At 48.2% G+C, this 18,608-nt stretch carries 15 protein-coding genes; 2 read left to right on the forward strand and 13 right to left on the reverse strand.

The features are described from left to right. Positions 1-59: 59 nt before the first annotated feature. The 5 genes from J7438_RS06685 to J7438_RS06705 form a co-directional block, all read right to left on the reverse strand. Entirely contained in the window at positions 60-2,609 is a 2,550-nt protein-coding gene (locus tag J7438_RS06685) for a hypothetical protein (protein ID WP_209275930.1), read from the reverse strand. Between the two features lie 273 nt (positions 2,610-2,882). Further along, a complete protein-coding gene (locus tag J7438_RS06690) occupies positions 2,883-5,999 on the reverse strand; it encodes a hypothetical protein (protein WP_209275931.1) in 3,117 nt (1,038 codons plus the stop codon). Positions 6,000-6,241: 242 nt separating this feature from the next. Beyond that, positions 6,242-6,523: a hypothetical protein gene (locus J7438_RS06695; RefSeq protein ID WP_209275932.1), complete on the reverse strand. Its 282-nt coding sequence runs from the start codon at positions 6,521-6,523 to the stop codon at positions 6,242-6,244. 111 nt (positions 6,524-6,634) lie between these two features. Continuing rightward, positions 6,635-6,880, reverse strand: coding sequence for a TAXI family TRAP transporter solute-binding subunit (locus J7438_RS06700; protein ID WP_286196447.1), 246 nt, complete (start codon positions 6,878-6,880; stop codon positions 6,635-6,637). A gap of 328 nt (positions 6,881-7,208) precedes the next feature. Further along, positions 7,209-8,858 (reverse strand): ankyrin repeat domain-containing protein, encoded by a 1,650-nt coding sequence (locus J7438_RS06705; RefSeq protein WP_209275933.1) that lies wholly within the window; start codon positions 8,856-8,858, stop codon positions 7,209-7,211. 388 nt (positions 8,859-9,246) lie between these two features. Here J7438_RS06705 and J7438_RS06710 point away from each other — a divergent pair, with 388 nt between their 5' ends. After that, the gene (locus J7438_RS06710; protein WP_209275934.1) at positions 9,247-10,128 is read left to right on the forward strand and encodes a prepilin peptidase; all 882 of its coding nucleotides are present in this window, start codon (positions 9,247-9,249) and stop codon (positions 10,126-10,128) included. Beyond that, positions 10,125-10,757 carry a dephospho-CoA kinase gene (coaE, locus tag J7438_RS06715; RefSeq protein ID WP_209275935.1) on the forward strand — a complete coding sequence of 211 codons (633 nt, stop codon included), beginning with the start codon at positions 10,125-10,127 and terminating at the stop codon, positions 10,755-10,757. The genes J7438_RS06710 and coaE overlap by 4 nt, the downstream gene beginning before the upstream one ends. Positions 10,758-10,779: 22 nt before the next feature. Here coaE and J7438_RS06720 read toward each other — a convergent pair whose 3' ends face one another. The 8 genes from J7438_RS06720 to J7438_RS06755 all read right to left on the reverse strand — a co-directional run bounded on the left by J7438_RS06720 (position 10,780) and on the right by J7438_RS06755 (position 18,608). Beyond that, a complete protein-coding gene (locus J7438_RS06720; RefSeq protein WP_286196448.1) occupies positions 10,780-12,402 on the reverse strand; it encodes an NAD+ synthase in 1,623 nt (540 codons plus the stop codon). A gap of 201 nt (positions 12,403-12,603) precedes the next feature. After that, positions 12,604-14,694, reverse strand: a complete 2,091-nt coding sequence (locus J7438_RS06725; protein WP_209275936.1) for a sensor domain-containing phosphodiesterase — start codon at positions 14,692-14,694, stop codon at positions 12,604-12,606. Between the two features lie 204 nt (positions 14,695-14,898). Continuing rightward, a complete protein-coding gene (locus tag J7438_RS06730) occupies positions 14,899-15,375 on the reverse strand; it encodes a pilus assembly PilX family protein (protein WP_209201314.1) in 477 nt (158 codons plus the stop codon). Between the two features lie 318 nt (positions 15,376-15,693). Further along, a complete protein-coding gene (locus J7438_RS06735) occupies positions 15,694-16,089 on the reverse strand; it encodes a type IV pilin protein (RefSeq protein ID WP_209201315.1) in 396 nt (131 codons plus the stop codon). Between the two features lie 87 nt (positions 16,090-16,176). Then, entirely contained in the window at positions 16,177-16,968 is a 792-nt protein-coding gene (locus tag J7438_RS06740; protein ID WP_209276047.1) for a PilW family protein, read from the reverse strand. 3 nt (positions 16,969-16,971) lie between these two features. After that, positions 16,972-17,547 carry a PilV family protein gene (locus J7438_RS06745; RefSeq protein WP_209275937.1) on the reverse strand — a complete coding sequence of 192 codons (576 nt, stop codon included), beginning with the start codon at positions 17,545-17,547 and terminating at the stop codon, positions 16,972-16,974. Continuing rightward, positions 17,544-18,089 (reverse strand): GspH/FimT family pseudopilin, encoded by a 546-nt coding sequence (locus tag J7438_RS06750; protein ID WP_209275938.1) that lies wholly within the window; start codon positions 18,087-18,089, stop codon positions 17,544-17,546. The genes J7438_RS06745 and J7438_RS06750 overlap by 4 nt, the downstream gene beginning before the upstream one ends. Before the next feature lie 111 nt (positions 18,090-18,200). Then, on the reverse strand, positions 18,201-18,608 hold the full coding sequence (locus J7438_RS06755) for a type IV pilin protein (RefSeq protein WP_209276048.1): 408 nt from the start codon (positions 18,606-18,608) through the stop codon (positions 18,201-18,203).

Raw genomic sequence — 18,608 nt, forward strand, 5'->3', positions numbered from 1 at the left:
CGCTGCTGACGTCTAAATGAAAGTGAATGCGGTGAAAAAGGACTAGCGCACACTTGCACTTATTCAGGATGTATCATCGCAAGCAGCGCTTTGACAAAATCCTTCCTCTTGATCTCGTAATCATTAACATGGTGAGTTGTCGTTAGCCAGTCGTTAACTCTCTGCTCAAAAGCATCAAGACAAACATGGCCATGCAGTTTGGCTTGAAGATTCGCACTAAGCCCATGAAGGCGTTGTTGCTCTTGTTGAAGCTGATCGGTCCGGCAGTCAGGACTCCCGGGGTTTTGTTCAGAGTGCAGAGCGATAAACTGTCTGGCTTTATTCAGGGTAAGCAGAGCGCGCATAAGCAGGCCATAGATACGCTCATCAGGGCTTTTCGGAAAATTAAAAAGAATGGTTCGCGGCAGGTCAAATACCGCCCCTTGTTGCAATTGCCCTGTCAGCGCATCAAGGTTCTCAGCGAGGTGTTCCAGCGTATCGTTCAGTAGCCTGGTTTCTTCAGCAAACGACAAATACCATACCGGCCTCTCAACACCGGGAATGTGAACGGCCAATCGTTCTGCATTGTCATGGATGACTCTGTCATCAACACTGACCTGAACCCCCATTGCCCTGGTACCCAAATCACCGTATTCAAGCTCAATATTATAAGCGTTTGGTAGTTTAATTGCCGGACATCCCGGTATTAGCCTGATGGTGATGTTTTTGGGGATTTCAAAGTCCCTGTCGGTATTCAGTGACTGCAGCGTATCAAAGAGTGCTTTGGCAGACGCTTCTGTCGTGCAGATAATGTCAATGTCATTAAATACTGGGCAGAGGTTCTGTAAAAAACGGGAGTATGAACCGGTAATCAGAATGGCTGGATCGTTACTGGCACCATTGATTTCCTGAATAATCTCCAGGGTTTGCAGCGTTAGCGCATTTAACTGCGGAATCTGATGGTTCGGAGCCCCCGGCCCGCCTGTTGCTGTCCATTCTTTTGGCAAGTGCTTCCGGGTTTGAACTGCACCAGCGGCAATAGCAACAGAAGCCTCCTTTTGTACGACAGAATCTTTATATCCGTCAGAATTATCACTACCCGAGGTAACGGCACTTACCCGTTTAACCAGTAAAGAATCCGTTATATTGGCTGCGAGGCTGCATTGTTCAAACCAGCAGCCTAACGCATTGCGCAGCCTGCTTCCCTCGGGAAAACTCTGAAGGCATTCCTGAACCAGCTCCCTATGGATTTGCCGTCCATTAACAGGCTGTCTCGCGATATGGCACTGTGCCAGAAAGAAGAAATACAGGCGTGAATTCTGATATGAGCATCTCAGTGTTGAAATTGATTGCAGTACCTGTTCTGCGGTTATTCTCAGATGATCAATGGTCAATTCATACTGCATCGCCATGAATTGCAATATACATTGCAGTCGGAGTTGCTCATCGTCCTGGACCGATACGTTGCTTAAGATTTGCCAGGCCTTTTGAAGTACATCCTGAGCTTCATTGGCGTCATCGTACCGCTGAGGAGGTTTCAGGCTTTGCATCAAATACCTGGCTTGCCTTGAAGAATGATCCCCGGGAACGTCATTAAATGCTTCTAATACTTTCTGATCATCCAGACAGTTTTGATCCAGTACTTTTGCATTCAATGCCAGCTGAGCATAAAAAACAGCTCTCTCGAGCAACCAGCCACCACGCTCATAATCCTTGACCACCGCCCCCGGTGTGACCTGCTGACCATTCAATAACAACCCCCTCAGGCAACATTCCGCCTGGAAACGTGCTATGCCCAGTCTACCTTCCGGGCTATCCGGGAAATCCCTGACCACAGAATCCGGTGTAACCAGCTGACCATTCAACACCAGACCCCACAGGCAACATTGTTCCTTAAAGCGTGCCAACTCCAGTGGTGCGTTGGCTATCTGGTAGCCCTCAACCACTTCATCCGCTGTGACCTGCCGACTATTCAATGTCAGCCCCCTGAGGCAACACTCCGCTTTGAAGCGTGCCTCCTCCAGTGTTGCTTTGATTGCCTGATAATTCTTAACCACAGCATCCGGTGTCACCTGCTGGCCATTCAACAACAACCCCTTCAGGCAGCATTGTTCCTGAAAACGCGCTAGCGACAGTGTCGCCTTTAATGCCTGATAGCCCCTAACCACCGCATCCGGTGTGAACTGCCGACCATTCAACAACAGTCCCCTCAGACAACATTGTTCCTGAAAGCGCACCAACTCCAGTTTTGCGTTGGCTGCCTGATAATCCTTAACCACCGCATTCGGTGAAATCTGCCGACCATTCAACATCAGGCCCTTCAGGCAGCATTGTTCCTTAAAACGCGCTATTCCCAGTTTGCCTTCCGGGCTACCCGGGAAATCCTTGACCACTTCACCCGGTGTAACCTGATAGCCATATAACGGCAGACACTTCAGGCAACATTCGGCCTTGAAGCGTGCTATTGCTAATTTGTATTTATTCTTTCGGTCCGGCTGCCGGTTGAATGCCTGAATGACCTGATCCGGGGTAACTTTTCTATTGCTATGTAAAATGTTCTGTAAACAGAGCTTTTGCAGAAAGAACCCGCTTCTGAGAGACGTTTTCTCATTTCCATAGGTAGCAAGCACTACAGCCGTGGTTATCTGACGCCCTTCTAATGTTTTGTTTTGCCAAAAGGCATCCTCAGTACATTTGCCAATATCTGAGGGGGTGGCTGTGGCTCTATAAGACGGATGACTTGCAACGCTTTTGCGGTTACAGGTGCTTTTTGAACAATCAGGAACCCCGCCTGAACCGGCTTGTTGACCAAACCGACCAGCAGAATTTGGAGATGAGTAGGTTGATGCTGCTGCTTTCAGAATAAACCCTGCGCACTTTAACCATAAATACCACTGTCAGACCTAAAAATAAGGGTTAGGTTCCAGCATGGCGTTTTCGGGGGAAGAGCAGCCGGTGATCACATTTACCTGATCATATTCAGGATTCATCATTGCCAGCAGCGCTTTGATAAAGCCCTTCCTCTTGATCTGGTAATCATTATGCATGGTCGATAGACAGCCATTTACCCGGTGCTCAAAATCATGACGGCAAACATGGCCATTCAATTTCGTTTGAAGCTTCGCAGTCAGTGTATGCAGGCGTTGTTGTTGTTCTTGCAGCTGGTCAGTCCGAAAGTCTGATCTTCCGGTTTGTTGCTCAGAGTACAGAGCGATAAATTGTCTGGCTTTATTCAGAGTGAGCAGGGAGCGCATCAGCAAGCCATAAATGCGTTCCCCTGTGTTCATAGGGTTGTTAAAAAGAAGCGTTCGGGGTAAGTCAAATACCGCCCCTTGTTGCAATTGCTCTGTCAACGGGTCGAGGTTCTCAGCGAGGTGTTCCAGCGTATCGTTCATAAGCCTGGTTTCTTCAGCAAACGACAAATACCATACCGGCCTCTCAACGCCGGGAACGCGAACGGCAGATCGCTCTGCATTCTCATGGATGACTCTGTCATCAACACTGACCTGAAACTCCATTGCTTTCACACCCAAATCACCGTCTGTAAGATGAATATTGTAGGCTTTTGGCAGTTTAATCGCCTGACATCCCGGGATTGATGAGATGATGATGTTTATTGGAATTTCTGAATCCCTGTCGGTGTTCAGTGCCTGCAGCTTGTCAAAAAGCGCTCTGGCGACCCCTTCTGTCGTGCAGATAATATCAATATCATTAAATACCGGGCAGAGGTTCTGTAAAAAACGTGCGTATGAACCGGTAATCAGAATGGTTGGAGCGGTATTGGCACTATTGATTTCCTGAATAACCTCCAGTGTTTTCAGCGTTAGCGCATTTAACTGTGGAACTCCCCGGACACCCGTTGCGCCTGTTCGTGGCCATTGTTTCAGGGGTTGATACCCACTGACGATCATTGCCCAGGTAACAGACACAGGTTCTGTTTCATCCCGGTATTCCCTGGCCTGATAAGGGAATAGTTCCTCCCTGTCAGGATTGGCAACGGATACCTCTACCGATGTTGCTCTTCGGCCAGAACTCTCTGTATCGGGTATCACCTCGTAAAGGAAATCCGATTTGAACAGCAACTCATCCATGATATTGGATGCCGGGCTGCATTGTTCAAACCAGCAGCTTAAAGCGTGGCGGAGCTTGCTGAATTCAGGAAAACTCTGAAGACACGCCATAACCTGATCTTTATTGATCTGTCGTTTATTAACAGACTGGCTGTTGATATAGCAGTATGCCAGGAAAAAGAAATGCAGGCGTGAATTCTGAAATGAACGCCTCAGTATTTTGATGGAATGCAACACCTGCTCTGCGGACACCCGCTTATGATCAATTCGCAACTCATGATGCATAGCCATGAATTTCAATATGCATTGCAGCCGGTGTTGTTCATCACCTTTGATCGATACGTTGTTCAAGATTCGCCAGGCCGCTTGCAGCAAATCCTGAACTTCTTTGGTTTCATCGTACCGCCAGGATTGTCTCAGCCTTTGAATCAGATACCTGACCTGCTTTGAAGAATGATCCCCCGGAGCTTGATGAAACGCGGCCAATACTTCCTTGTTATCCAGATACCGGCCATTCAATGCCCTGGCACTCAATGCCAGCTGAGCATAAAAAATTGCGCTTTCAAGCAGCAATCCACCCCGCGCATAATCCTTAACCACCACATCCGGTGCCACCTGCCGGCCATTCAACGTCAGGCCCCTCAGGCAACATTCTGCTTTAAAGCGCGCCAGCTCCCGTGTTGCCCTGAGTGCCTGAAAGTCCCTGACCACTGCCTCTGGTGTCACCTGTCGGCCATTCAATGGGAGCCCTCTCAGACAACATTCCACCTTTAAGCGTGCCTGCTCCAGTGTTGCGTTGGCTGCCTGATAATCCCTGAACACCATATCCGGTGTTACCTGTTGGCCATTCAACATCAGCCCATTCAGACAACATTGCTCTTTAAAGCGCGCCAGCGCCAAGGTCGCTTTGGCTGCCTTAAAATCCCTGACCACCTCATCCGGTGTCACCTGCTGGCCGTTCAGTGGCACACCTCTCAGGCAACATTCCGCTTTAAAGCGCGCCAGCCCCAGTGTTGATTTGGCTGCCTGAAAATCCTTAACAACGGCCTCCGGTGTCACCTGCCGGTCATTCAACGCCAGCCCCAGCAGGCAACATTGTTGCTTAAAGCGTGCCAGCTCCAGTTTTGCGTTGGCTGCCTGAAAGTCCTTAACCACCGCCTCCGCTGTGACCAGTTGGCCATTCAATTTCACGCCCTTCAGGCAACAATGTTCCTTAAAACGCCCCAGCGCCCTTGTTGCCCCGGCTGCCTGAAAACCCTTAACCACCGCCTCCGTTGTGACTTGCTGGCCACTCAACATCACCTTCTTCAGGTAACAGTGTTCCTTAAAGTGCGCCAGGGCCAGTCTGCCCTTCGGGCTATCCGGGAAATCCTTAACCACGACATCCGGTGTGAACTGCCGGTCATTCAACGCCAGGCCACTCAGGCAACATTTTTCCTTGAAGTGCGCCAGTGCCATTCTGCCCTCCGGGCTATCCGGGAAATCCTTAACCACTGCCTCCGGTGTAAGCCGTTGGTCGTTCATTGGCAGCCCCTTCAGGCAACATTCCGCTTTGAAGCACGCTATCGCTAATTCGCTCTTACTCCGATCTGGTTTCAGGTTAAACGCCCGGACAACCTGATCCGGGGTGATGTTTCTATTGTTATGGAGAATGTTCCTTAAGCAGAGTTTTTGCAGGAAGAAACCGCTTCTAAGAGACGTTCTATCATTGCCGTAAGCTGTAATCACACAAGCCGTGGTGATTTGACGCCCTTGCAACATTTTTTGTTGCCAAAAAGCATCTTCAATACGTCTGCTATCGTCCTGATTCTTGGCCGTACCACCAGAGGACTGATGGCAAGAGACTCTTTTACCATTAAATAGACTTATGTAGTGGTTAGACGTCCCACTTGAACCGGCTTGCTGTTCAACCCGGCCATCAGGCTTTGGACGGGTATAGGTTGATGCCATTGTTTTCAGAATAAAACCCTGCGCAGTTGAACTATAAACACGGCACTTTGACCACAAAACGGTTATTAGGTTCATTCCATTTATGGTGTGTCAGGGCGGAGGGCTCTTAACAGCGTTGAAGTAATCTATGATTATCCTGGTTAGTCTGCTTACTTAGGTTGGACATTAAGCTTATCCCTCCATTTTCATTGGGGTTCCATCTTTAACTTGCCGAAGAGAGGAGTAGGCGCTTAATGTCTACCCTAAGAGCCTTCGATGGTCATTGCCATCGCCACAATAATCGCAGTCGTTTGCAGGGTTGCTATAACTAGCCCCAATAGATCCGCAGAGGTATTAATCAGCCCTGTATAAGCCATCATCATTGGAATGACAAACAAGCCTGCGGCAAGCTTAAACGCCTCAACCGAAGCCTTCATCGGTTTGGCATTGGCTACACCCGCACCAGCAAATGCGGCCAGGGCAATGGGGGGCGTGACATTAGAGGTTTGTGACAGCCAGAAAAAATAACAGCGTAAAAACGACACCCGCCAGCAAATCCGTATTGGCCAGACCAAACAGAAGATAGTTAATATCGTTATAGTCAAACTTGATGATCTGGTATCCGGCAAACAGGGCCAGTGCACAGAACCCAAGGTCTACCAATCGGCCAGCATATCGCCACGTTCGACCTTGATGGTGTTTTCAACGGAGGCAGCAGTCACCTCGGCTTTTACATTGATGCTACTCACTTCGTCCGACCAGACTTTGGCCAGAGCACCACCAAAGGGGTAATAAATACCACTTTGCCCACCTGTCCCAATGAAGTAGTTTTGGGCAAAACCGACCTTCACCACCCCTTGGTAACATTTTGATTTTAAACAATTAAAAATAGTGCCAACCATATATTCGAATAGAATATATGGTTCAAAATCAGATGATTACGTCATTTTGGTGGTGAAAGTGGGGCAAAAGCAACGATAGGCAACAGCATTGCGAATGCAGCAGCTATACGTTTCATGTGGATCATCCCCCTTTTACAGGTCATTTTGTTGTTTTTTTGAACGGGATCTTCCGCTCTATTATCTTGTTTGAGCAGAGCTTACTACAGGAATCGCTGATGGAGAATACTCTCTGATAAAAGATGGTGCCCCTGACAAAATAAAATAATGGATTAGAGATAAGCACAACCCCCGTTGTAAAACTTCTTAGTATGGATCACCCGGTTATAAATCAGTGATGCCAAATGTAGTTAACAACCACCCTGGCTAAAGATAATAGTAAAGAAGAAACTTCAATTCGATACTCTGTTTTTTTCAGGGCGGGGTCTTCAACTTCAATTTTCTCATTTGCTTTGAGAAACTTCTTTATCACTTCATCATTAAAATCCATATTATAGTCATTAAATTTATCCAGCACTTCTTCTACCATTTGCCGAAGCTGAGCTGAATCAGTACTTTTTAAATCTTCGTGCAAACTTAATCTTGTTTCTTCGGCACAATTGATTGCTCTTTGATACTTGTCATCTTGGGATTCGGAAGATTCTTCATTACCAAACACATCTAACAATGAAGTTAATAAACTTAAATTACGTATGAGATACTCTGTCAGAGATGGTCTGGTCAGGGCTTTCTCACAACAGTCACTGATCAAAACTACACTTTTCAAGAAACCTTGACCAGTATAAAACCACTTCAGAATTGACCTTTCAACTGATTGACCTCCAGTTGTTCGAAAATGATCACATAAAATTTGAGCATTGTGATGTAATTGAGATTCATGATCAGACTCTTTTGCAGAGCAAAAACATGTGAGTTCAAGCAGCGTATGATGGAGTTGAGTTTTTTCTTGAGTTAAATTCCTGATAGTCTCATCACAAGGAGCTATCCGTTCGTGCATATTAGCTCCGCAGTTTAATAAAAGCCTGATCATCTTTGCTGCTGCAGGAGTCCTGGAAAAACTTGCCATAAATAATGGTGATTGTTGAATGGGATTAGCCGGATCAATATTATTTGGATCTCCACCATTTGCGAGCAGTTGCTCCAGAATAATGTGGTTTCCAAATTCAATTGCAGACATAACAGGAGTATACCAAGCCCGCCCTGGTGGTATTGATTCACCCTCGCCAAAGTTGCCAATGGATCTGAATCCAATCTTATCATCCCCAGCGCAACGAATTTTGTAGTTGGGGTTAGCCTTGTGCTCCAAAAGGATTTTCGTGGTCTCGGCGTAACCCTTTTTTATGGCCATGATCAATCCGGTGATGCCATCTTTCCTGGGGTTGTCAGGATCAAACTGTTTGGATTTGGTCATGACCTGAATGACCTTCGCTTGATTTTCCTGCGCAGCAATAGTCAGAGCACTACTCTGAAGGGAAGAAAATGGATTGTTTTCACAGGGATTTGCCTGATGGTCGATTAATGTCTCAACAACTGCTGCATGACCACGCCGGGCAGCATATATTATCGGAGTGTCTTTTTTATCGCTGAACGACAGTGGGCAACTGAACCATTCTTTCCGTGTTTTTTCATCAGTATTCGATAATAGACGAGCAAGCTTCTCACCATCATCCGAGTTACACGACACTTGAAAGCAAGAGGTTAAAGCCTCCGGTGTTATCTGAGCTATTGTACCAGGTTGTGAGAGAACATTGGGGATTTCAAGCCGTGCTTTTTTAGCAGCGGGCTCAGGGTTAACATCAACCCTGGTTATGGTGAAATCAGTTAACGGTACAGTCTTGGTCTCAGGTGCAGGGGGACCAGGATGTTCGCGGGGAATCAGAGGAACGCCCGCTGCAACCGTATTATCCGACGGTTTTTCCGGGATATTTGCTATGGGCTGTGCGGAAGGGACTAATGAATTATTTGAATTATTGCAGTTCATTGTTGTTGGACCTCAGTAATTTGTCAGATACATTTTTGGACTCTTCACTGGATAAAAATGGCAGTCACATCATGTCGGGCAAAGTGCAAAATGGACCGGGTAGAGTCAGACCGTGCATTTTCACAGCAATTTATATTCAAATTTGTTTTTCTGACTGATCGTTCATTGAAAAGTTCCCCTATCAAGGCATAGCTGGCAAACTTAGCCAGAATTCAACCGTTGAATTAAGAACCTGCTCAAATCCTAATTTACGGTTTAGCCGTTGTTTTCCTTTCGCTTCAGAGGTTTGATTACGGCAACAGGCATGCCAATATTGGACTATCAAACGATCAGGTACTGGCGGGGAGGACTGGCCAGCCATACTGATCACCATCAGGGAACTGTGTGAATGTCACCGATTATAGAACTTATAGAGACCTCAACCCCTTACCTGACCTTTGTGCTGACCATCTTTGGCTTGATTGTCGGTAGTTTTCTCAATGTGGTGATCCACCGGTTGCCCATAATGATGGAAAGGCAGTGGCAGCAGCAGAGTGAAGCTATTTTACACCCGGAAAAGACACCGGACCCTTTGCCTGCTTTTAACCTTGTGGTGCCTGCATCTACCTGTCCTTCCTGTCAGCATAAAATCCGTGCCTGGGAGAATATTCCGGTGATCAGCTATCTGTTCCTGAGAGGTAAATGCTCAGCCTGCCGGACCCCGATTTCATTGCGCTATCCGGCCATCGAGGTACTCAGCGCCCTTATGACGATAATGATTGGCCTGACCTACGGCGTTACATTACATACGCTGATTTTCTGTCTGTTTGGCTGGTCACTGCTGACCCTGACCATGATTGACTACGATACCCAGCTACTGCCTGACGATATTACTCTGCCACTCCTCTGGGCAGGCCTGATCGTCAACAGCTTTGGACTGGTGGTAACCCTCGAACAGGCGCTGTGGGGAGCCATCGCCGGTTATCTTTCCCTGTGGAGTGTTTACTGGGTATTCAAACTGGTGACCGGCAAGGAAGGCATGGGCTACGGTGACTTTAAACTGCTGGCGGCGCTGGGGGCCTGGCTGGGCTGGATGAAGCTGCCCCTGATCATCCTGCTCTCATCACTGGTTGGCACCATAGCAGCGATATTGTTGATCGTCAGTAAACGGCAGGAACGATCCAACCCGATTCCCTTTGGCCCTTATCTGGCCATTGCCGGCTTTGTTGCCCTGGTCTGGGGCGATCAACTGATTGCGGCTTATCTGAGCTTTTCGGGTTTGAACGGATGAACACTGTAGGCTCACAGCAACCCCGAGTTCGACAAAAGCGCCCTTTTACGGTTGGAGTCACCGGCGGTATTGGCAGCGGCAAGACGGCAGTGACCGACTTTTTTGCCAACAAGGGAATTTGTATTGTTGATGCGGATATTGCTTCCCGCGTGGTGGTAGAGCCGGGAAAACCGGCACTGGCTGACATTGAACGGCGCTATGGCCCGAAGATTTTGCTCGATGGCAGTCTTGACCGAAGAAAGCTGAGAACCATTATCTTTGCTGATGCTGATGAGCGAAAGTGGCTGGAAGGTCTGCTACACCCCCTGATACGGGATCAGATAATCCTTGAGCTGACCCATGCTGAATCACGTTATGCCGTACTGGTTTCGCCGTTGATGCTGGAAACCAGTCAGCATGAATTGGTGGATCGTGTGCTGGTCGTGGATGTGCCAGAGAGTATTCAGCTATCCCGCACCATGGCCCGTGACCAGATGACAGAGGATCAGACCCGGCAGATCCTCAGTAGCCAGATGGAACGGCAACAGAGAGTTGGCAGAGCCGATGATATCGTTGATAACAGTGGCTCTATAATCCAGTTACACCGGTCATTGGATAAACTGCATCATTATTACCTGAGCCTCGCTTGAGGCTCAGGTGCTTTGAGGCTGGTTAAACACCTGGTCTCCAGCCATTAGTTATCGGATAGCGACGATCCCGGCCAAACCCTCTCGGGGTAATTCTGACCCCAATAGCTGACTGGCGACGTTTGTACTCATTGATATCCACCAGCCTCAGAACCCGATAAACCGTATCCCGGTCAAACCCTTCTTTCACGATGGATTCGGCACTATGATCCTGTTCAATATAGAGTTCAAGAATGCGATCCAGCTCATCATAGGGCGGCAGGCTGTCTTCATCCACCTGATCCGGGGCAAGTTCAGCGGAGGGCGGACGGTCTATCACTCGCTGGGGAATCACATAGCCCCGGGTATTGCGATATTCGGACAGTTTAAACACCAGTGTTTTCGGTACATCTTTCAGAACATCAAAACCACCGGCCATATCGCCGTAGAGCGTGCAGTAACCGACCGCCATTTCACTTTTATTACCCGTAGTAAGCACCAGGTACCCCTTCTTATTGGAGATCGCCATTAGCATGACACCCCGGCACCGGGACTGCAGGTTTTCTTCGGTGGTATCCCGGCCATAACCGGCAAACTCGGTATTCAGGGTGTCCATAAAGGCATCAAACATCGGTTCAATAGACAGCACCTTATAGTCAATGCCCAGAATTTTCGCCTCTTCTGCCGCATCCTCAAGGCTCATATCGGAGGTGTAACGGTAGGGCATCATGACCGCCTGAACCCGGTCTTTACCCAGGGCATCGGTAGCTACTGCCAGAGTCAGGGCAGAGTCAATGCCTCCGGACAACCCCAGAACGATGCCCTTAAAACCATTCTTATTGACATAATCCCTGACACCAGTCACCAGGGCATCATAAACCCTTGAGCAAACGTCGGGGATTTCTGCAACCTCTCCCTGTTCAAATGTCATAGAGCCTTTATCAAAGGCAACGCAGAACAACTCTTCGGTAAACCAGGTTGCACCAACAGCCACTTCACCATTACCGTTCATGGCAAAGGAGCCCCCGTCAAACACCAGTTCATCCTGACCACCCACCAGGTTGGTATAAAGGACAGGAAGGCCCGACTCCAGACAGCGCTCACGAACCACCTGCTGACGCAGTGACTGTTTGTTCATATGGAAGGGTGATGCATTGAGACTGATAATCAGGTCTGCTCCGGCTTCTTTAGCCCGGCGAACCGGCCCCTGGTACCAGAGGTCTTCGCAAATCAACAGGGCAATATTGACACCTTTGCAGGCATAAATAACCGTGTTCTGACCTTTCACAAAATAGCGTTTTTCATCAAAAACCTGATAATTGGGCAGATGCTGTTTCCCGTAGCGGGCGACAATCTCACCATCACGCAGCACCAGCGCCTGGTTTTCCAGACCATGTGGCCCCATCAGCGGGACACCGATAATCAAGTCAATACCCTTAACCACCCTGAGTCGGTTCAGTGCCTGTTCTACCCGTACAATGAGACTGGGCCGCAACAGCAGGTCTTCTGGCGGATAACCGCAGAGGGTCAGCTCCGGAAAGACAACAACATCCGCATCCAGCTGATCCCGGGCCTGCTCGGCAGCCTCAATGACACGGGACGTGTTCCCGTCAATGTCGCCCACCACCAGATTCAGCTGGGCCATGACCATATTGAGCTTTGCTGACATGGAAATACCTGTCTATCCCTTGTTTAAACACATCTATCAGGGGCGGTATTGTCTGGTAAGAAATGGTGTCTGTAAATTGAAATACCCAATGAAGGGGATAAACCCATAAATCCGGGTCCTGAAAAACAGCCTCGAATCATGGGAGGATGGGGAACAGCCATTATAAAGATGCAGGATAGCAGATATATAGAAAAGGCGGTGTTACCCATCCGCCCCGAAATCAAAATCCATGCGCTCTGAAGGGGGTTGCATATAACTGCCCTGAATAAAATCAGCGCCATACTGCCAGACAGGGGTCATTTCTTCCGCTGTTTCAATCCCGGGCACGATCACTTTACGGCCACTTTGACTGAGATCCTGGATCATCTTTTGTAACTCCTGGGCATTACCGCCACTGCTAAGGTCTTCTGTGAAGGATTGGTCAAGCTTTACCAGGTCTATATCAAGATGAGCAATCCCTTCCAGTGGGTTAAGGCTGCAACCAAACTCACTGATCACTGTCTGGCATCCCATCGCTTTCAGAGTGCTGAAAAAATCCGGTATCACTTCTGAGTAACGGGCCAGATTCTGTTCACTCAATTCAATGGCAACGGCATCAGTGGGAATGCCCGCCGTTTTCAGAGCAACCTTCATCCATGGGATAAACGTATCATCCGTTGCAGAACAACCACCGACATGCAGCAACAGCCGGGTATCACTCCCTTCTTTTCTTTTAGCCATCAATGCTTTACTGGCTTCAATCAGTTGCCACCGATCCAGCTTGTTCCACAAACTGATTTTTTCCAGTTTGGGCCTGAATTCTGAAGCCTCATGTTCCTTTCCTTCCGGGTCGGTCAGAACAAAAGAGACTTCATAATACTCAGATGGCGATCCTGCAAGGGAGATAACGGGTTGATAACTCAGCCTGAATGTTTTGTTCTTTATCGCCTGGCTGACCATGCCAGCCAGCTGCTTTTCAACGGAATGAACCGAGCTGGCTTTACGCTTCTGGTAAAAGCACAGTTGGTTGCCACCCTGCTTTTGTGCCAACACGGTGGCCTGACGACTTTGACCAGTTAATGTTTCAGCATCGCTGACGGTATCACTGAGAATAACAGCACCTATTGACAACTTGACCGGCAACGAATGTTGATCAATGACAATATCCTCGCCGGTAACGGCTGCCAGCAAACTTTCCATCAGTTCGGTAACGTCCTGTTCTTCCCCTTCCCGAAGCAGGGCGGCAAAGTTTGCCCCTCCTCGACTGGATACATGATGCGTGGCGTCAAGATGTGACGTTATCTTTTGCGCAACCGATTTAAACAGCTTCTGGCTAACCTCTTTCCCATGCTGTTCATGGGCGGCTTTCAGGGTTTCCAGATGGAGATAACATAATGTTGACTTTCCTTTGCCCTCTACTGCTCTCTGAATAGCAATATCCAATGCCTGATCGAACAGTTTTCGGTCGAATAGCCCCGTTTCGGCGTCCGGTGCTGACTTTTCCAGGGTTTTATCTACTTCGTCCTGCTCACCTTCTTTCTCGCAGGGCTTAATCTGCAGACTGAGAGTGAACTCACCATTAAATGACGTCGGTGAGATCACTATGGACACAGGCACTTCTGAGCCATTGTGAGCGACTAAAGGACATTGAATGGCCGCCAGTGCCTGACCACTTTCTTCAATTCCCATGAGAAACGCTTCAACGTCCTGCTGATCTTTGGTAATGATCAAATCCCTGAACAACTTTCCATCCTGAGACTCCTCTTCCGCAAGCCCCAGCAGGTTGATAAATGCCGTGTTAGCAAACCGGATACGCCCATAATTAATGTATACAACCGCATCAACCTGGTCATCGAGCAATAATTGACGTTGCTTTTCTGATTCATGCAAGGCGACGCTCATGCGTCGATGGTGTCGCCTGACCTTCAGGTCTTCGAACTCCTTCCGGGCAACTGTCAAAAGATATTCGTCATGCCCCGTTGGAATCACTGCACGGGCACCCATTTGAATAAGCGACAGTTCATCGGTTTCATCATCCGGATTTATCAGGACGATACCCGGTAGATCAATGCCTTTCTGATTAATATCATCAAAGATTCGGGAATAAGTTAATGGCTCGGGAGGCTCTGCCATCAACAATAGATCCCAGTGCTGCTGTCCGGACGTGGCTTCCGTGAGATCATCCAAAGAGTTGATCTGTTTTGCCCGAGTGGAATAACCAGACTCACGGAAAACATTCAGGAGCGATTCTGCTTCCCTGGTTGATGAGTCAATGATTAAAAAGCGAATTAAGTCGTTGTCGCCCAATGCCATGGTTATGCTGTCCCTGTTGATCTTAGAAAGCTATCGGCGGTTACCTGCTGAATTATATAGCGCAAAGAGCATCGTCACGGGCTGTTGACGTTTCAAACTACGCGATCAGGTAATAGAGCAAAGTGGAAAGCCTGTAATACAAGGATGAATTCAGTCATTGATAATCCACGAGCTTGAGGTTGGGTAGTTTATGAAATATCCGGGCTAGCTCCCTGGTAGTGTATCAACGAAGATAATCCCCAACGTCTGACTTGAGCTGGCACCGCTGCCATTCAGTATTGCGACACTGTCTAATTCGTAAACACGGCCAATGAATTTAGCAATGTCAAATCCGGGGGGAGGAAGGGTATTAGAAATATACCTGAGTGTAACCCTCTGACATATTCCACCTGCATTGTTACACCCATTCGGATTAACAATAGGAGACAGAGTTTCCTGCTTCCCGGAGAAGGCATTACGGAAGTGTACGGGATGGGCATCCAGGTAGGAAAATTGGCTTTCCAACTCATTGAAGGCAACCTGATATACCTCACTGGTTCGCTGTTCATTGCCTACTGTTACTTCTTCCAGCAATGCTGTTTCCATAACCATAAGACCGGAAAACGTCATAACAAGCATGACAACCATAACGATCAATAAAAAAGAACCCGTCTGCTTGCGTTGCTCTGAACAGCTTTCCATAATGACAGCCCGTATTAATGTGGTCTTCAGATGGTGCTATCGACTGATCATTCTGCTACATAATATCCATCGGGCTTTTTCATCAGTGAAATTCCAAACGGGTTATTGCCCTCCTCATAAGACAAAAGAGGAACTCACTGAAAACGTTGACAAGCATTTGTTCTGAGCGGAAAAGTCGGTTTTTTAAGATTTAACCATATGAAACGGTAGGCAAAGTGTTAGCTTTGTTTTCTGACTGCTTTGTGTGAGTTATAACAGCACTTTACTCTATCCATCCTGCGCCATGTAATTTCAAATCATCTGCCTGCTGACATCTTGCTAACGCCAGTGGCTTTGAGGTGTTCGTGCTCCGCGGCTGTCCAAAGTCATATTGCCATCTGCTGCCTGCAAACCCTGGGCAACAGCGGTTAACTGCACGCAGCGCTCAAGGGGGTCTGAGCCACACTGAGCGGCCTCTATCTGGTAATTACCACTTTCAGACTCTACAGGGCTCGCAAATCCCAAATCAGCCAGATTAGCCGTGTATCTCAACATCTCGGTGTAGTACCGTTCCTGCTGCTGCATGACGTTCATCAGCATGGCAGCGCCCTCACTTCTTCTTGTTTCAGTGGCATATTGATGATAACTGGGCATCATAATGGCTGCCAAAATACCAATAATGGACACCACAATCATCAGTTCAATCAAGCTGAAACCTTTATTAACCTTATTCATCGGTTTTCTCCGGAACTGTCAGATAACGGGTATGGAGTCAATGCTTCTTAATCAGTAAAAAGAACCCGTCTGCTTTTTTTGAGAAAATTACAATCCAGTATTATTCAAACGGATGGCTGTGCTGTACATGTACCTTGGCGTCCGGTCATCCAGTGTCAGGTTCCCACTATTGAGCAGGTTGTAGGTTCTGGACCTTCTCTCAAAAACACGTGATTGCTCTCCAGCACTGACCAACACACCCAACCGTATACCCAAAACCTGTTTCCAGTCTGCCACCCCTGAGGCGGGCACATACTGGTTAATGTATGTTTCCCCCGCCGGGGCAATCCCATAAAGTGCCTGCAACCGATCGACACCCTGAACCAGTGCCTGGGCATGCCCCCGCGGATTTCCCGTTAATGGATCATAACCACGGCAAAACAAAGTATTGATGTTATTGTTGGCATGATCCCGGGCAACAAAATACACATCTGCTGTCAAGGCACCCGGGACAACGGTTGCTCCGGTACAGTCCTGAAGCTGACCATTGTCACGATTCGGCATAGGCTCATATTGAATGGCAACCCGATCACTGTTGGTACCACCACCGTCAATGGTGCAAACCGCCCCTCCTTCACATCTGCCCAGGTAGAAAGGTTGAGTTGGATCTGCTCCGATCGTGGATCTGAAGCCGGCTCTGCGAAACTCAGTACTCATGATATACAGACTATGACGTCCATTTTCCTGAGCCGTGGCAATAAACTCATTCACCCCGGCGGAGCGACTATTATTCACCATTAACTGTAAAGCACTGCCTGCGACAATCAGCCCCAAAACAAAGGCCAGCATCATTTCTACAATGCTGAACCCCTGTTGATGATTCCTTATCCTCACTGGCATTATTCAATTCCTGTTGTACCTTAGTTCAACCTGCTGACGATCTGCCAGAACACCTTTTTCCGATCCCCTTGCACCCCAGGAAACCAGGATTCTGACTTTATCCGTCGGCCCGCAGGAACCATCACACTGAATGTCCATTTTCGGTTCGATCATGGTATTTGCACTGCTACACATCAAGCCAAGCAAATCAAACGACGCCATTAGATCAGCATGACATGTCGTACCAATACAATCGGGAGGAATTAACTGGCATGAGTTACTCAAATTAGCGGAGATTCCTGATGATCCTCTAATATAAGTTGGCAGCCCGGCCGGGTTTAACCTCATTAACTCAGCAGCGGCATTGGCCATCCATACGGCCTGAGATCGCTGAATTGCGTCATGATTCGCTCGAATGGCCTGACTTTGCATACCGGTAACCGCCATGACCCCTCCGGCAAAAATCAGCACGCCGATCATGACTTCAACCAGACCAATACCTTTTTGCCGCACAGGTCCGCTCTGCCACCCTGTCTTGTGAACAGCAGTCAGCGAAAGTAAACCCGGTTCAGTATTTATGGGTCTGTCAGAATTGGTCATAAACACTGCCCCCCCTCCCGCTTGCGAATCAACCCGGATCCTGAAATATTCACCACCTGCTGCAACGTTGGTCTTTTTGGCACTGAACACACAGTGAAGGCACCCTGATGAAATGTGCTGCCCCTGGGTCTGAAACTGAGCACCTCAGCATTGCTGTGCCAAAGAATTTCAACCGGGCTGCTGACCGGGTTATACACCCGAATAATGTCTTCACCCCAGTCAACATGGTTGTTGCCATTGCGGTTAACGAAAACAATCCAGCCATCTGCCCAGTTCACCCCGGGCTGACAGCCATCGCCAGTTGTGGAGCGACAGACGCTGACGGTTTCAGCACGCTTGATCGCTTCACTTCTGGCCAGAACGGCACTAGCGTAGAGCCGCTGATTTACGTACTCAAGCTTGAACTTTTCAGCAATCTGCCCCAAGGGGACCACCAGATTGACCATAATGGCGATCAGAACAATGGTGATCATCATCTCTACAAGCGTGAAGCCACGGTTGTATTTATGGTTTAACGTTGTTTGAAGAAATAACAAACCCACCTACTTCCCTGTCGAGGACACCTTTCTTTAAATCTAGGTGTGTGAGTTAAACCAACGTTCAGAAGTCGATAGACGGTACAAAAACAAGGATAAAAACTGGAAGTCGTCCGTTTATTTCCAGCACGCTTCCGGGGCCAAAACGCCTAAATGATCCACAGTAAACTGTGTACAACCTGAGTCCGTTGCCTGAACACCATTGCCCAGCGCAGTGGCTGTCAGGGTAAATGAGGAGTTGTCGGCTTCAACGCTCAGGGTGTAATAACCCTCGGGAGAACTGCTTCCACCGAGCATATCCATAGAGTCTGTATAGGTATGGTTAACGGAGTACCAGCGCTCCTGGGCAGCCATAGCGGCGGTCAGGGCGGCCCAGGCATCGCTGCGTCGAACTTCATACATATATTGGCTATAGGTGGGATAGACGATACCTGCCAGAAGACCAATTATGGCGACAACAATGATCAGCTCGGGTAATGAAAAACCCTTTTCATGACTATTTACCACTGGCTTATCTGTATTCAT

The sequence above is a fragment of the Thalassotalea sp. G20_0 genome (assembly GCF_017744175.1).
Taxonomy (GTDB): Bacteria; Pseudomonadota; Gammaproteobacteria; order Pseudomonadales; family Endozoicomonadaceae; genus Endozoicomonas.

Bases quoted from the DNA above. Each gene is read 5' to 3' on its own strand.
- J7438_RS06690 (WP_209275931.1), bottom strand. From the start codon at position 5,999: ATGGCATCAACCTATACCCGTCCAAAGCCTGATGGCCGGGTTGAACAG.
- J7438_RS06700 (WP_286196447.1), bottom strand. From the start codon at position 6,880: ATGGTTGGCACTATTTTTAATTGTTTAAAATCAAAATGTTACCAAGGG.
- J7438_RS06705 (WP_209275933.1), bottom strand. From the start codon at position 8,858: ATGAACTGCAATAATTCAAATAATTCATTAGTCCCTTCCGCACAGCCC.
- J7438_RS06710 (WP_209275934.1), top strand. From the start codon at position 9,247: ATGTCACCGATTATAGAACTTATAGAGACCTCAACCCCTTACCTGACC.
- coaE (WP_209275935.1), top strand. From the start codon at position 10,125: ATGAACACTGTAGGCTCACAGCAACCCCGAGTTCGACAAAAGCGCCCT.
- J7438_RS06720 (WP_286196448.1), bottom strand. From the start codon at position 12,402: ATGTCAGCAAAGCTCAATATGGTCATGGCCCAGCTGAATCTGGTGGTG.
- J7438_RS06725 (WP_209275936.1), bottom strand. From the start codon at position 14,694: ATGGCATTGGGCGACAACGACTTAATTCGCTTTTTAATCATTGACTCA.
- J7438_RS06730 (WP_209201314.1), bottom strand. From the start codon at position 15,375: ATGGAAAGCTGTTCAGAGCAACGCAAGCAGACGGGTTCTTTTTTATTG.
- J7438_RS06735 (WP_209201315.1), bottom strand. From the start codon at position 16,089: ATGAATAAGGTTAATAAAGGTTTCAGCTTGATTGAACTGATGATTGTG.
- J7438_RS06740 (WP_209276047.1), bottom strand. From the start codon at position 16,968: ATGCCAGTGAGGATAAGGAATCATCAACAGGGGTTCAGCATTGTAGAA.
- J7438_RS06745 (WP_209275937.1), bottom strand. From the start codon at position 17,547: ATGACCAATTCTGACAGACCCATAAATACTGAACCGGGTTTACTTTCG.
- J7438_RS06755 (WP_209276048.1), bottom strand. From the start codon at position 18,608: ATGAATACAGATAAGCCAGTGGTAAATAGTCATGAAAAGGGTTTTTCA.